This is a genomic window from Caenimonas soli (assembly GCF_013155545.1).
GTDB lineage: Bacteria > Pseudomonadota > Gammaproteobacteria > Burkholderiales > Burkholderiaceae_C > Ramlibacter > Ramlibacter soli.
Genome location: NZ_JABJVV010000003.1, coordinates 1 through 13,621, shown reverse-complemented (window position 1 = coordinate 13,621; position 13,621 = coordinate 1). Strand labels below are relative to the sequence as shown.

Annotated in this window: 15 protein-coding genes; 12 read left to right on the top strand and 3 right to left on the bottom strand. The window is 68.5% G+C overall.

Annotated features, from left to right (window positions below; all coding sequences use genetic code 11):
* Positions 1-10: 10 nt before the first annotated feature.
* The 4 genes from HNE04_RS05240 to HNE04_RS05225 all read left to right on the top strand — a co-directional run bounded on the left by HNE04_RS05240 (position 11) and on the right by HNE04_RS05225 (position 3,570).
* A complete protein-coding gene (locus tag HNE04_RS05240; protein WP_172217452.1) occupies positions 11-901 on the top strand; it encodes an alpha/beta hydrolase in 891 nt (296 codons plus the stop codon).
* Between the two features lie 106 nt (positions 902-1,007).
* Positions 1,008-2,072, top strand: coding sequence for a class II fructose-bisphosphate aldolase (gene fba / locus HNE04_RS05235; protein ID WP_172217450.1), 1,065 nt, complete (start codon positions 1,008-1,010; stop codon positions 2,070-2,072).
* A gap of 66 nt (positions 2,073-2,138) precedes the next feature.
* On the top strand, positions 2,139-3,047 hold the full coding sequence (locus HNE04_RS05230; RefSeq protein ID WP_172217448.1) for a phosphoribosylaminoimidazolesuccinocarboxamide synthase: 909 nt from the start codon (positions 2,139-2,141) through the stop codon (positions 3,045-3,047).
* A gap of 88 nt (positions 3,048-3,135) precedes the next feature.
* A complete protein-coding gene (locus HNE04_RS05225) occupies positions 3,136-3,570 on the top strand; it encodes a hypothetical protein (protein ID WP_172217446.1) in 435 nt (144 codons plus the stop codon).
* Between the two features lie 13 nt (positions 3,571-3,583).
* Here the strand turns inward: HNE04_RS05225 and trxA are convergent, their stop codons facing one another.
* Positions 3,584-4,471 carry a thioredoxin gene (trxA, locus tag HNE04_RS05220; protein ID WP_172217444.1) on the bottom strand — a complete coding sequence of 296 codons (888 nt, stop codon included), beginning with the start codon at positions 4,469-4,471 and terminating at the stop codon, positions 3,584-3,586.
* Between the two features lie 48 nt (positions 4,472-4,519).
* Here trxA and purE point away from each other — a divergent pair, with 48 nt between their 5' ends.
* The 4 genes from purE to HNE04_RS05200 are packed head-to-tail and all read left to right on the top strand — an operon-like array spanning position 4,520 to position 8,179.
* On the top strand, positions 4,520-5,014 hold the full coding sequence (gene purE / locus HNE04_RS05215) for a 5-(carboxyamino)imidazole ribonucleotide mutase (RefSeq protein ID WP_172217442.1): 495 nt from the start codon (positions 4,520-4,522) through the stop codon (positions 5,012-5,014).
* A complete protein-coding gene (locus tag HNE04_RS05210; RefSeq protein WP_172217440.1) occupies positions 5,011-6,174 on the top strand; it encodes a 5-(carboxyamino)imidazole ribonucleotide synthase in 1,164 nt (387 codons plus the stop codon). The genes purE and HNE04_RS05210 overlap by 4 nt, the downstream gene beginning before the upstream one ends.
* Positions 6,175-6,178: 4 nt before the next feature.
* Positions 6,179-7,174 carry an L-threonylcarbamoyladenylate synthase gene (locus HNE04_RS05205; RefSeq protein WP_172217438.1) on the top strand — a complete coding sequence of 332 codons (996 nt, stop codon included), beginning with the start codon at positions 6,179-6,181 and terminating at the stop codon, positions 7,172-7,174.
* 51 nt (positions 7,175-7,225) lie between these two features.
* Positions 7,226-8,179, top strand: a complete 954-nt coding sequence (locus tag HNE04_RS05200) for an SGNH/GDSL hydrolase family protein (protein ID WP_172217436.1) — start codon at positions 7,226-7,228, stop codon at positions 8,177-8,179.
* 7 nt (positions 8,180-8,186) lie between these two features.
* On the opposite strand, the gene HNE04_RS05195 is transcribed toward HNE04_RS05200, so the two are convergent.
* Complete coding sequence (locus HNE04_RS05195; RefSeq protein WP_172217434.1) at positions 8,187-9,344, bottom strand: SGNH/GDSL hydrolase family protein; 1,158 nt, start codon at positions 9,342-9,344, stop codon at positions 8,187-8,189.
* 129 nt (positions 9,345-9,473) lie between these two features.
* Positions 9,474-10,871, bottom strand: coding sequence for a D-alanyl-D-alanine carboxypeptidase/D-alanyl-D-alanine endopeptidase (gene dacB / locus HNE04_RS05190; protein WP_172217432.1), 1,398 nt, complete (start codon positions 10,869-10,871; stop codon positions 9,474-9,476).
* 53 nt (positions 10,872-10,924) lie between these two features.
* Here dacB and tsaB point away from each other — a divergent pair, with 53 nt between their 5' ends.
* The 4 genes from tsaB to HNE04_RS05170 form a co-directional block, all read left to right on the top strand.
* Positions 10,925-11,629: a tRNA (adenosine(37)-N6)-threonylcarbamoyltransferase complex dimerization subunit type 1 TsaB gene (tsaB, locus tag HNE04_RS05185; RefSeq protein ID WP_172217430.1), complete on the top strand. Its 705-nt coding sequence runs from the start codon at positions 10,925-10,927 to the stop codon at positions 11,627-11,629.
* On the top strand, positions 11,626-12,093 hold the full coding sequence (gene rimI / locus HNE04_RS05180) for a ribosomal protein S18-alanine N-acetyltransferase (RefSeq protein WP_172217428.1): 468 nt from the start codon (positions 11,626-11,628) through the stop codon (positions 12,091-12,093). Before tsaB ends, rimI begins: the two co-directional genes overlap by 4 nt.
* Complete coding sequence (locus tag HNE04_RS05175) at positions 12,090-12,836, top strand: uracil-DNA glycosylase (RefSeq protein ID WP_172217426.1); 747 nt, start codon at positions 12,090-12,092, stop codon at positions 12,834-12,836. The genes rimI and HNE04_RS05175 overlap by 4 nt, the downstream gene beginning before the upstream one ends.
* 157 nt (positions 12,837-12,993) lie before the next feature.
* On the top strand, positions 12,994-13,621 hold a 628-nt coding region (locus HNE04_RS05170; protein ID WP_172217424.1), incomplete at its 3' end, for a two-partner secretion domain-containing protein.

The following is a 13,621-nucleotide window of genomic DNA, read 5'->3' as shown; positions in this document are numbered from 1 at the left end:
GCAGCCGCGTATGGCCGCTGTGGACCGCCCCGGCATCGCCTTCCCGAATCGCCGCGCCAGCTTGCTGGCGCTGCTGGCGGCGCCGCTGGCGGGCTGTTCGGCGGCCGGCCTGCTCGACGCGCTGGTGCCGCGCAGCAGCTATCGGGGCCGCGAAGGCGTGGCCTACGGACCCGACCCGCGGCAAAAGCTCGACATTTTCCAGCCGTTGAATGGTGGCAAGTCGCCGCCGTTGGTGGTCTTCTTCTATGGCGGCAGCTGGACCCGCGGCGAGCGAGCCGACTACCGATTCGTGGGCGAAGCGCTGGCCGCGCACGCGGTCGTGACCCTGGTGGCCGACTATCGACTGAGTCCGCAGGTGCGCTACCCCCAGTTCCTGGAAGATTGCGCGCGGGCAACCAAGTGGGCTTTCGATCATGCCGGCGAACTGGGGGCCGACGTCCGCCGGATTCATCTCATGGGGCACAGCGCGGGCGCCTACAACGCCGCGATGCTGGCGCTGGATGCCCGCTGGCTGGCCCAGGTCGGGCTGGCGCCGCAACGCCTGGCCGGCTGGATCGGCCTGGCCGGCCCCTACGACTTCCTGCCGATCCGCGATCCCGAAGCCCAGGTGGCCTTCGGCTGGCCCAACACCTTGCCGGACACCCAGCCCCTGGCCCACGCGTCGGGCCGGGCCCCGCGCTCGCTGCTGCTTGCCGCGGCCGAGGACGACAGCGTCAATCCGCAGCGCAGCACCGTCGGGCTGGCGCAGCGCCTGCGCGCCGCGGGTGCGCCGGTGCAGCACCGCCTGTACGCCGGCCTGAACCACACCACGATCCTGGCGGCCGTCGCCCGCCCGCTCAACTGGCTGGCGCCGGTACTGCCGCAGGTGCTGTCGTTCCTCGACTCCTCTGCTCATCCTTAGTGCCGCCCAGCCTCACGACCCGGGGCAGCGGGTAAAATTCGGCTGAGTTACCACGCGGTTACCAACTTGCCGCGCCGCCGTTTTTTCAATCATCGGGACTATCACCATGCCACTCGTTTCCATGCGCGAACTGCTGGACCATGCCGCCGTAAACGGCTATGGCATCCCGGCCTATAACGTCAACAACCTCGAACAGGTGCAGGCCGTGATGGAAGCGGCCAAGGAAACCGGCGCCCCCGTCATCCTGCAGGCCAGCGCCGGCGCACGCAAGTACGCGGGCGAATCCTTCATCAAGCACCTGATCCAGGCCGCCGTCGAGGCGTATCCGCAAATCCCGCTGGTGATGCACCAGGACCACGGCCAGAGCCCCGACGTCTGCAAGGGCGCCATCAACCTCGGCTTCTCCTCGGTGATGATGGACGGCTCGCTGGAAGCCGACGGCAAGTCCATCGCCAGCTACGACTACAACGTGGACGTGACGCGCAAGGTCGTCGACATGGCCCACAAGCTGGGCGTCACGGTGGAAGGCGAACTCGGCTGCCTGGGCAGCCTGGAGACCATGAAGGGCGACAAGGAAGACGGCCACGGCACCGATGCCACCATGACCCGCGAGCAGCTGCTGACCGACCCCGAGCAGGCCGCCGATTTCGTCAAGCGAACCCAGCTCGACGCCCTGGCCATCGCCATCGGCACCAGCCACGGCGCCTACAAGTTCACCCGCAAGCCCACCGGCGACATCCTGGCCATCGACCGCATCAAGGAGATCCACCGCCGCATCCCCAACACCCACCTGGTGATGCACGGCAGCTCCAGCGTGCCGCAAGAGCTCCTGACGATCATCCGCCAGTACGGCGGCGCCATGAAGGAAACCTATGGCGTGCCGGTCGAGGAGATCCAGCACGCCATCAAGTTCGGCGTGCGCAAGATCAACATCGACACCGACATCCGCCTGGCCATGACCGGCGCGGTGCGCAAGTTCCTGGCCGAGAACCCGGACAAGTTCGATGCCCGCGAATGGCTCAAGCCGGCCCGTGAAGCGGCCAAGCAGATCTGCAAGCAGCGCTACATCGAGTTCGGCTGCGAAGGCCAGGCCGGCAAGATCAAGGGCGAGACGCTGCAGGTGGTGGCGAGCAAGTACGCCAAGGGCGAGCTGGCGCAAGTCGTCCGCTAAAGTCTCCACTTGCGATAATCAGGGCCCGTTGCCGCAACGGGCCCTTTGCTTTTTACCCCCCCGCCCATGACCTCTGCACTGCACACCTCCGCCCTCACCTCGCTGCCGCTGCTTGCCCGCGGCAAGGTGCGCGACAACTACGCCGTCGGCAACGACCGCATCTTGATGGTGGCCAGCGACCGGCTGTCGGCCTTCGACGTGATCATGGGCGAGCCCATCCCGGGCAAGGGCGAATTGCTGACGCAGATGGCGCTGTTCTGGTTCGGCAAGCTGGGCCACCTGTGCCCCAACCACCTGACCGGCGAGGCGCCGGAAAGCGTGGTCGCACCGCAGGAAGTGCCGCAGGTCACGCGCCGCGCCATGCTGGTCAAGCGCCTCAAGCCGATTCCAGTGGAGGCCGTGGTGCGCGGCTACCTGGCCGGCAGCGGCTGGACGGAGTACCAGGCGACGCAGTCGGTCTGCGGCGTGGCGTTGCCGGCCGGCCTGAAGAACGCCGGCAAGCTGCCCGAGCCGATCTTCACGCCCGCCGCCAAGGCGGCCGCGGGCGAGCATGACGAGAACATCACGTACGAGCGGGTGGTGGAAATGGTCGGGGCCGATCTGGCCGCGAAAATCCGCGACATCAGCATCGCGATCTACAAGGAAGCCGCCGCGATCGCGCTGGCCAAGGGCATGATCATCGCCGACACGAAATTCGAGTTCGGCCTGGACGACGCCGGCACGCTGGTGCTGATGGACGAAGTGCTGACGCCGGACTCCTCGCGCTACTGGCCGGTCGAAGGCTACGACGCGGCGTATCGCGCCGGCGCCAACCCGCCCAGTTACGACAAGCAGTTCGTGCGCGACTGGCTGGAGGCGGTGCGCATCAACGGCAAGCCCTGGGACAAGACGCCGCCCGCGCCGCGCCTGCCGCAGGACGTGATCGAGAAGACCGCCGCCAAGTACCGCGAAGCCATGCAGCGCCTGACGGCCTGAACACGCGGTTGCTCTTTTTGCGCGCCGGGCTTACGTCCGGCCGCCACCGGGCGCTATGCTGGGGCACACCCCTCACCCGGAGACTCGCATGACATCCCTTCGCATCGCATTGGCCTGCGGCTTCGCGCTTGCCGCCGCCACTTCCTCGTTCGCCCAGGGCGCCGGCGACAACAGCTGCATCCTGGCCGGCCGTCTATCGGATGAAGCCCGCTGGGCACCGCGCCTGGCCGGCGTCGAACTGCTGGGGCAGGATGGGCGCGCCGTCACGTCCGCCGACAAGCAGGCATTGTCGGGTGTCCGGCAGGTTCGCCTGGCGGCGCCGGCGCTGCTGTCACGTTGCGATGGCAATGGGCAGTTGGCACTGGGCCCGGACTCGCCGGGCGCCAAGGCGCCGGTCCCGGCCGTCGGGCCCGGCGTGGTGCCGGTGGAGTCGGTGAGTTTCCCGAAGCTGCGGCGCGGCGGCGAGATGGTGGAGCTCAAGCTCAACGTTCCCGCCGAGCGGGTGACCATGGTCACCAGATGACGCACTTCGCGCGTCAACTCAGCACAACGCTGGAGAGGCGGCGCCGGTAGGTCGCCACCGTCGGATCGTCCGGCGGGATCTGGCCTTCGGCCACCTTGGGCTTGGGCGGCTCGATGACGTCGAGGATGGCGATGTAGGTCTTGCGCGCCAGGTCCTCGTTCCAGGCCTTGTCGCGCATCAGGATCTCCAGCAGTTCGTCCATGGCCTCGGTCCAGCGCTGTTGCGCCATCAGCAGGCGGGCCTTGGCAAAGCGCGCATCGAAGTCGCGCTTGTTGGCGGCGATGCGCTGGTCGTACTCCGCAACCGGTTTCGCCGTGTCGGCGAAGTCCAGGGCGTCCATCCATTTCTGCAGCGAATCGAAGCGCCGCACCTGGGCGGCCTTGTCGATCACCGGCGCGAACGCCACCTTGGCGTCGTCGCTGCGGCCCGCCAGCAGGAGGGCCTTCACGTAGTCGAAGCGCGCATCGTCGTTGGCCGGGTCGGTGGCGACCGTGTGCTGCAGCTTTTCCAGCTGCGCGCCGGCGTCCAGGATCGGCTCTTCCTCCTCGATCGCCTCTTCCGGCTCTTCCTCGCCGGCGGGCGGCACATGCTTGTCGAGGAATTCGCGGATCTTTCCTTCGGGCAGGGCGCCCATGAAGCCGTCCACCGGCTGGCCGTTCATCAGAAGGATGCAGGTCGGGATGCTGCGGACGCCAAAAGCGCCCGCCAGCTGCTGCTCCTGGTCCGAGTCGATCTTGACCAGCTTGAAGCGGCCGGCGTAGTCGGCCTCGAGTTTTTCCAGCAGCGGGCCAATGACTTTGCAGGGTCCGCACCAGGGGGCCCAGAAGTCCACCAGCACGGGCTGCGACATCGAGGCGGCGATGACCTCGGATTCAAAGTTTTCTATCGTGACGTCGATCATTGGGGCGATTTCCGGCTAAACCTTAAAATTCAACCTTTAGGAGCACGAATGCCCCCCGTACAGGTTGGCGTGGTGATGGGTTCCAGCAGCGACTGGGATACCTTGCAGCACGCAGTTGCGATTCTCCAGGAATTCGGCATCGCCCATGAGGCCCGCGTGGTCTCGGCCCATCGCATGCCCGACGATATGTTCGCTTATGCGCAAGGGGCAGCCGCGCGCGGCCTCAAGGCCATCATTGCCGGCGCGGGCGGGGCCGCCCACCTGCCGGGCATGCTGGCGGCCAAGACCACGGTGCCGGTGCTGGGCGTGCCGGTGGCCGGCAAGCACTTGCAGGGCGTGGATTCGCTGCACAGCATCGTCCAGATGCCCAAGGGCATCCCTGTCGCCACCTTCGCCATCGGCACGGCCGGGGCTGCCAACGCCGCCCTGTTCGCCGTCGCCATGCTGGCCAACGAGAACCCCGCGCTGCGGGCGCAACTGGAGGCCTTCCGGGCGCGGCAGACCGAAGCTGCCCGCAACATGAGCCTGCCGCCCGCGCCATGACGGGTCCGGCAATCCTTCCAGGCGCCACGCTGGGCGTGATGGGCGGCGGCCAGCTCGGCCGCATGTTCGTGCACGCCGCCCAGCGCATGGGCTATTCCACGGCCGTGCTGGACCCGGACCCGGCCAGCCCGGCGGGCCTGGTGAGCCATCGCCACATCCAGACTGATTACCTCGACGAGGACGGGCTGGCGCAGCTGGCCCAGTGCAGCGCTGCCGTGACGACCGAGTTCGAGAACGTGCCGGCACCGGCGCTGGCCAAGCTGGCCGCCCGGCGGCCGGTCGCGCCCGGTGCCGAGGCCGTCGCCATTGCGCAGGACCGGGCGCGCGAGAAGGCGCATTTCGTGCGCTGCGGCGTGCCCTGCGCGCCCTACGCCGTGATCGAGACCCCGGCGCAACTGGCGGCGGTGGACGGTGCGCTGCTGCCGGGCGTGCTGAAAACCGCGCGCCTGGGCTACGACGGCAAGGGCCAGCTGCGCGTCAAGACGCGCGATGAGCTTGCCGCGGCCTGGGCTGACCTCAAGCAGGTGCCCTGCGTGCTGGAAAAGCTGATGCCGCTGGCCGCGGAATGCTCGGTCATCGTCGCGCGCGGGCGCGATGGCAGTATGGTCAACCTGCCGGCGCAATTGAACCTGCACCGCGGCGGCATCCTCGCCGTGACCGAGGTCTATCCGGGCAGCGTCCCGGCCGCCGCGGCCGGCGAGGCCATCGCGGCCACCCGGGCCATCGCGCAGGGGCTGGACTACGTGGGCGTGCTTTGCGTCGAATTCTTCCTGCTCGAAGGCGGCGGCTGGGTGGTCAACGAGATGGCGCCGCGGCCGCACAACAGCGGCCACTACAGCATGGACGCCTGCGACTTGTCGCAGTTCGACCTGCAGGTGCGGGCCCTCGCCGGCCTGCCGCTGCCGCAACCGCGCCAGCACAGCCCGGCGATCATGCTCAACCTCCTGGGCGACCTGTGGTTCGCCGGGGGCGAAACCGAGGCCGCTCCGTCCTGGCAGCGGGTGCTGGCGCTCCCCGGCACGCACCTGCACCTGTATGGCAAGCAAAGCGCGCGCCGTGGCCGCAAGATGGGACATCTCAACATCACTGGGCCGACGGTGGAGGCCGCACGCGACACCGCGCTGAAGGCGGCCGGCTTGCTCGGCATGGAAGCCTTCTGAACAGATGATCATCGATGGCACGTCCGCCGCGGCAATTGCGCAAGCCGCCCGAGCCTTGGCCGGCGGCCAGCTGGTGGCTTTCCCGACGGAAACGGTGTATGGGCTGGGCGCCGACGCGGGCAGCGACCGGGCCGTGGCCGGCATCTTCGCCGCCAAGGGCCGGCCCAGCGACCACCCGCTGATCGTGCATGTGGCCGACGCGTCGTCGGTACCCCTGTTCGCCTCCGACGTTCCCGCCTTCGCGCAGAAGCTCATGCAGGCGTTCTGGCCCGGGCCGCTGACGCTGATCCTGCCGCGCCGCCCCGAAATGGCCACGGCTGCCGCCGGCGGCCAGGCTTCGATCGGGCTGCGCTGCCCGGCCCATCCCGTCGCGCATGCGCTGCTGGTGGCCTGCGCCCAGGCGCAGCCGCCGGTTGCCGGCGTGGCGGGACCCAGCGCCAACCAGTTCGGCCGCGTGAGCCCGACGACGGCGCAGCATGTAGCCGCCGAATTCGGCGACGCACTGCTGGTGCTGGATGGCGGGCCTTGCCGGGTGGGCATCGAATCGACGATCGTCGATTGCACCCGCGGCGTGCCCGTGTTGCTGCGCCCTGGAACGCTCACGCGCGAACAGGTCGAGGCCGCCTGCGGCGAGCGGCTGCGCTCGGTGCAAGAGCTGCAGGGAGAGGCGCCCCGCGCTTCCGGGACCCTGGAATCGCACTACGCGCCACAGGCACGCGTGCGGCTCATGGACGCCAAGGCGCTGCAGACGGCGCTCGATGTGCTCGGTCCCGACGCCAGGGGGATCGCCATCTACGCGCGCGCCATCCTGCAGACAAGATCGGCCCATGTGCTGCGCCGGCGCATGCCCGACGACGCAGCCGAGACGGCGCGCCAGCTCTTTGCCGTGCTGCGCGAATTCGACGCGCAGGGCGTGCGGCTGATCTGGGTCGAGACGCCGCCCGACGAGCCGGAATGGGAAGGCGTGCGCGACCGCCTGCAACGGGCCGCGGCGGGCTGAGGCCCACGGGGCCTCGTTAAACTAGCGCCCAGTCCCTTTTGGAGATTCTTCATGTCATGTAATTGGAAGCGCCGCGCTCTGCTGGCGCTGGCGTCCGCTTCGGTCCTGCTGGTGGCCGCCTGCGGTTCGGGAACCATCGAGTCGCAGCTGCAGCCTTCGCGCATCGTCGCGTTCGGCGACGCCATGAGCGACCTGGGCCAGGTCGCCTCGCGCCGCTACACCGTGAATGACGGCAGCGTGAACATCTGGACGCAGGACATGGCATCCAGATTCGGCATGGCGCTGGGCGCTGCGGCGGGCGGCGGCAATTCCTTCGCCACCGGCAATGCCCGCGTCACCAGCAGGCCCGATGCAGCCGGCGACGCCACGACGCTGCCGGTCAAAGAGCAGATCGATGCTTTCCTGGCCGCCAGCGGCGTCGGCGCCAATGACCTGCTGGTCGTCAGCGGCGGTACCGCCGACATCGTGGCCGAAATGGCGCGCGTGACGGCTGGAACGCAGACCGGCGCGCAGATGGTGGCCAACGCCGGCCAGGCCGGCCGCGATCTCGCGGCTCAGGTGCGGCGGCTCGTGGGCGCCGGCGGCAAGCATGTGGTGGTGGTTGGCCCGTACAACCTGGGCCGGACGCCCTGGGCCATCGGCATCGGGCAAGGCGGCTTGCTGACACAAGCCAGCACCAAATTCAACGAGGAGTTGCTGGTGGCGCTGGTGGACCAGGGTGCCAACGTGCTCTATATCGATTCGGCGCTGTTATTCAACCTGATGGTGGCCAACCCGGGGTCGTACGACCTCTCCAACACCACTGAGGCCGTCTGCACTTCGGTGGACCCGGGGCCGGGCATCGGTACCGGCAACGGCCAGGTCAATTCGGCGCTGTGCAACACCGGCACGCTGCGTTCCGGCGACTACAACCGCTTCCTGTTCGCCGACGGGATCTATCCCACCCCCCAGGGCCACCGCAAGTTCGGGCAACACGCATTCGACAAGATCCGGGCTCGCTGGTAGACGCCGATCACACCCATCCGGCTGCGCGCATCTGGGCAATGACATGGTTCGCCAGCAGCTGGTAGCCCAGCGGCGTCAGGTGGCCGCTGCTGTCGGCGAATAGAAATCCGCTGGTGTCGCCCGGGATGAGGCTGGCCTGCGTGCAGGTGATCGAAGAGCCCGCCAGCGGGTTGGCCGGTGAGGTGGTGCTGCACGCGGGGGTCGTGATGTTGGTCAGGCCGAACTGCGCGGGATTGGCGGTTTGCACCCGGCCCTGCGTGTAGGCATCGACATACAGAACGCTGGTTCCGCTCAGGCCGGCTTGCAGCTGGCCGTTGAACGTGGTCACCATCGTATTGATCAGGCCCCGTGTTTGCGCGTCCTGCACCAGCGCGGATGGCGACTGGCTGGCGTCGGGCAAGTTGATCACCACCACGAAGCGGGCACCCTTGGCCAGCACTTGCGTCTTGACCAGGTTGGCCAGCTCCGTGCCGGCCTGGGCCATGCTGGTGAGCGCTGCGTTCACGGCGGCGTCGGTGGCGGCCGCTCCGCCGGCGGCCACCGCTGCCTGGACAGTTGGCGCCCAGCCCGCGGCCGCCGCGGCTCCGGCTGCAGCCGTACCGCCGCCCGCCGCGGCGGCGATGCCGTTGAAGTTCATGAACAAGTCGTTGCCGCCGGCCATGACGGTGACCAGCTCCCTGCCTGTGTAGCTGCCACCGGAATTCGCCAGGTGATTGCTCAGCTGCGTCGTGATGGGGATGGCCATCAGGCCCAGGGTGACCTGGTTGAACGGCGCGGCCTGGAGGGCGGCGGCGTTCGGTCCCAGCGGATTGCTCACGCGCGAGCTGCCCTGGGCATAGTTGCGGCAGCCCGGCACGTTGGTGACGGGGGCGCCCACGATGCCGGGGATGTTGGGCAGCAGGCCCGTCTGCGCCGCGCAGGGCGCGCTGGTGCGGGCGCTGGCCGCGACCAGTTCCGTCCAGTTCTGCGCGGTACTGCTGTTCACCGTCCACTTGCCGCCGCCGATCGCGGCGATGGTGCCCACCTTGTAACTCCCCACGTCGCTCAGGCTGTCGCCGAACGACACCGTGGAGTCGAAATGGACGCCACCGTTGCCGCCGCCGCCGCAAGCGGCCAATACGACGGCCGCACCCAGCGCCGCCAGCTTCAGTTTGATTTGTCTCATCCAATGCTCCCGTGAAAAAGAACGACCGTTCGATTTTGGATTCGGGATGTTAGACCCGCCCGCGCCGCAGGCCCAGGGGGTTATCACCAAGCGAATTTGGAGACCTGACTCCAGCGCAGGCCGCTAGGCCTAGAGGTCGCGTGCTGTCCAGTCGATCAATGCTTCCAGGGCCGGGCGCGCCGCCGCTGCCTGCGGGTGGTTGGCGATGGCCACCAGCACGTAGCGTTTGCCGCTGGCCGCATGCACGTAGCCCGCAACGCCCCACACGTCGCGCAGGCTGCCGGTTTTCAGGTGGGCCAGGCCCGCCCCCTTGGCGCGCGATCGCTTGAGCGTCCCGTCGATGCCGGTGACCGGCAGCGAGGACACCAGCTCGGGCATCAGGGGCGAGGCCCAGGCGGCCTGCAGCAGGCGCGCCAGTTGCTGGGCCGTGATGCGTTCCTCGCGCGACAGCCCCGAGCCGTTGTCGAACAGCGGTGTGTCGCCGGCGCCGATACGCTCCCGCCACCATTGGCGCATGACTTCGCGCGAACCTTCCAGCGTGCCGGTTCCGTTCTGCTGCAGGCTGAGCGTCAGGAACAGCTGCTGCGCCATCACGTTGTTGCTGAACTTGTTGATGTCACGAATGATTTCCGCGAGCGACGGCGATTGGGCTTCGAAAGCCGGCGCCAAGCCGGCGGGGACCCGCCCCTCGCGGACTTGGCCGGTCAGCGCCCCGCCCATCTGCTGCCAAAGGCCTGCCACCGCGCGCGCCGCGTAGCTGCGCGGGTCGGCGTAGGCGATGGGCCAGTTGCGCTCGCCACAGGCGACCGGGTAGCCGCCGGCAAGGCGGATGCGTGACGGATCGCTGAAGTCGGCTTTGAGCCCGCCGCGCCAGTCGCCGCATTCGCCCGCCGTCAAGGGCACGGCCGGCGGCAATTGCAGGCCCGCGAGCGGTGGCTCCAAGTGGATCTGCGCCAACCCGCCCTGGGGAGTGAAGGTCATGGTCAGGGCGGCGAAATTCAGCAGCAGCGCATCCGGGGCTGCGTTGTAGGGACGCAGGGGCTCGCCGTCGAAGGCGCCGGGATTGGATGCCGCTGTCTCGAAGGTGCTGCGGTCGAGCACGATATCGCCGTTGATCGAGCGTATGCCCAACCCCTGGATGCGGCGCAGCAGCAGCCACAGTCGCTCGGCCACCAGCTTGGGATCGCCTTGGCCCTTGATGTACAGGTTGCCGTGCAGCGTACCGTCGCGCACGCTGCCCTCCAGGTAGACCGGCGTGGCCCAAGTGAACGCGGGCCCCAGGAGTTCCAGCGCCGCGAAGGTCGTGGCGAGCTTGGCGATGGAGGCGGGATTGACTGGCACACCGGCCCTGTGGCTCAACCGTGGCGGGGCTTTGCCATCGGCTTCCACGACCAGCAGACTCACGGCGTCGCGCGGTAGCTTGACGCGCGCCAGTGCCGCCTCCACTTCCGCCGGCAGGGCTTGAGCCAGCGCAGGCAGCGCGGCCATGAACAGTGCCCAGCAGGCAAGCAAGCGTAGAACAGGCATGCGCCGATTATCCCGGGCCAGGATAATGTCGGGTTGCCTTGAAAGATATTCGCTTGAATCTGCTCGCCTTCGACACCAGCACCGAAATCCTGCACGTGGCCGTGCAGTGCGGTGGGGAGGGCTCGCACGCGCCGCTGGAGTACACGGGCGCGGGCGGCGCGCAGGCTTCGGCCACGCTGATCCCCGCCATCCACACCCTGATGGCGCAAGCCGGCCTGGTCCTGGCCGACCTGGACGCCATCGTGTTCGGCCGCGGGCCCGGCTCCTTCACCGGGCTGCGCACCGCCTGCTCGGTCGCCCAGGGGCTGTCGTTCGGCAGCGGCGTTCCGGTGCTTGCCGTCGATACCTTGCTGGCTGTGGCCGAGGAGGCGTACCACCGCGAAGGCGTGCAGCAAGTGGTGGCCCTGCTCGATGCGCGCATGGACGAGGTCTATTCCGCTTCTTACGCCCGTGAATCCGGCGGCTGGCGCCGGCAGGGTGAGTTCGGCCTGGGGCGGCCGGAAACCGTTGCGGTCGCGCCGGGCTGGTCCCTCGCGGGCAATGCATTTGCCGCTTATGGCGAGCGCCTGCCGCCTGCCGCCGCCCGCATCGAAGCCATGCCGACGGCGCGCGCGCTCTTGCGCCTGGCGCCCGCACTCATGGCCGCTGGTCAGGCCGGGCCCGCCGCTGGCGCCATGCCGCTCTATATTCGCGATAAAGTGGCTCAAACTACCGAGGAGCGCGCCGCATCGCGGGCCGCGCCAACGACCAGACCATGAGCGCCGTTTTCAAGAGCATGGAAGCCGAGTTCGAGCCGCTGAGCGAGGAGCGGCTGGACGAGGTCGTGGCCGTCGAACGCGCTGCCTACGACCATCCGTGGACACGCGGCAATTTCGTGGATTCGCTGCGCTCGGGCTACCAGGCCCAGATGCTGGGCGCCAACGGCGTGCTGCTGGGCTATTTCGTCGCCATGAAGGGCGTGGACGAGGTCCATCTGCTCAATCTCACTGTCGCGCCGGATCACCAGCGCCAGGGATGGGGCCGGGTGATGCTCGATGCGCTGGCGCTCTGGGCGCGCGGCCAGGGAGCGCAATGGCTTTGGCTGGAAGTGCGCATCAGCAATGCGCGAGCCCAGCGGATGTATGAGCGCCACGGCTACCGGCGCGTCGGCGAACGCAAGAGCTACTACCCCGCCGCCCATGGCCAGCGCGAAGACGCGGTCGTGATGAGCCTCAAGCTATGAGCCTTCAGCTCGACGCCCGGCAGCGGGCCATCCTCGGCGCAATGGGGCTGCGCCTGTACGAGGCCGTGCCGCCGGCGCAGGCAGCGGCCAGCGTTCCATCGGTGCGTGTGGCGCAAACAAAACCCATGCCGGTTGCCAAAGCGCCGGCGGCCCCGATTGCGCCAATGGGGTCGGGCGCCATCGAACTCATGGAATGGGACGCCCTGGCCCAAGCCGTGGCGCAATGCCAGGCGTGCAAGCTTTGCTCCGGCCGGACCAATACCGTGTTCGGCGTGGGCGACACCCAGGCCGATTGGCTGATCGTGGGTGACGCGCCTGGCGAGGCCGAAGACCTGCAGGGCGAGCCTTTCATCGGGCCAGCCGGCAAGCTCCTGGACAACATGCTCAAGGCTCTGGGGCTGGACCGCAACAACAAGGTCTACATCACCAACGTGCTGAAGTGCCGGCCCCCTGGTGACCGCAATCCCGAGCCCGAGGAATTGGCGCAGTGCGAGCCTTTCCTGCGCAGGCAGGTGCAGCTGTTGCAGCCCAAGATCGTGCTGGCCATGGGGCGCTTCGCGGTGCAGGCGCTGCTGGGGACCACCGAGCCCATCGGCAAGCTGCGCGGGCGAGCTCACGAATACCTCGGTATCCCGCTGGTAGTGACCTACCACCCGAGCTATCTGCTGCGCAACCTGCCCGACAAGGCCAAGGCCTGGGCCGATCTGTGCCTGGCGCAGCAGCTGGTGCGCGCTCAAGGCTGAGTTACCTGCGGCTTCGTGATATTTGCCGCATAACTGACCTTCGCAAAGAGGGAACAGTGGCTTTTGTCATGTTGCGAGTTGTCTCGGTTGTAACCCTGTGCCACGATGCTGAGCCGTGAGTACGGAAGCCACAACAGCGGCTTTCTGGAGGAAGACCGTGAACAAGCCCAACACCAAAATCCCGCCTGCCCTGGCCGCCAGCCCGGCTGCCGCCGGGTTTCGCCCGGCCAGTGCCGCCATTGCGATCGCCGCTGTCTTCGTCGGCTCGCCCGAGCTCGCCCTGGCCCAACCCAGCGGCGCTCAGGCCATCCACGGCCAAGCCAGCCTGAGCCGGCAAGGCGCCAACCTGCTGGTGACCACGCAAAACGGCGCCGGAACCAGCCATTCGGCCATCAACTGGCAGAGCTTTTCGGTCCCTGGGGGCAGCACCACCCATTTCCAGCAGCCCGGCGCGGCCAGCCTGTCGATCAACCGGGTGGTGGGCAACAACCCCTCGGCCATCTTCGGCACCCTGAGCTCCAACGGCCGGCTGGTGCTGGTCAACCCCTCGGGCATTGCCGTGGGCGCCGGCGCGGTGGTGGACACCGCCGGCTTCACCGCCTCGACGCTGCGCATGAGCGATGCCGATGCGCTGGCCGGGCGGCTGGTGTTCGGCGGCGATGGGCTGGCGAGTGGCACGCTCAGCGTGGACGGCAAGATCCTGGCGCGCAGCGGCGACGTGGTGCTGATCGCCCCGAACGTTCAGGTGGGCACCGGCGCGCTGGTGCAGTCGCCCAGCGGCGCCA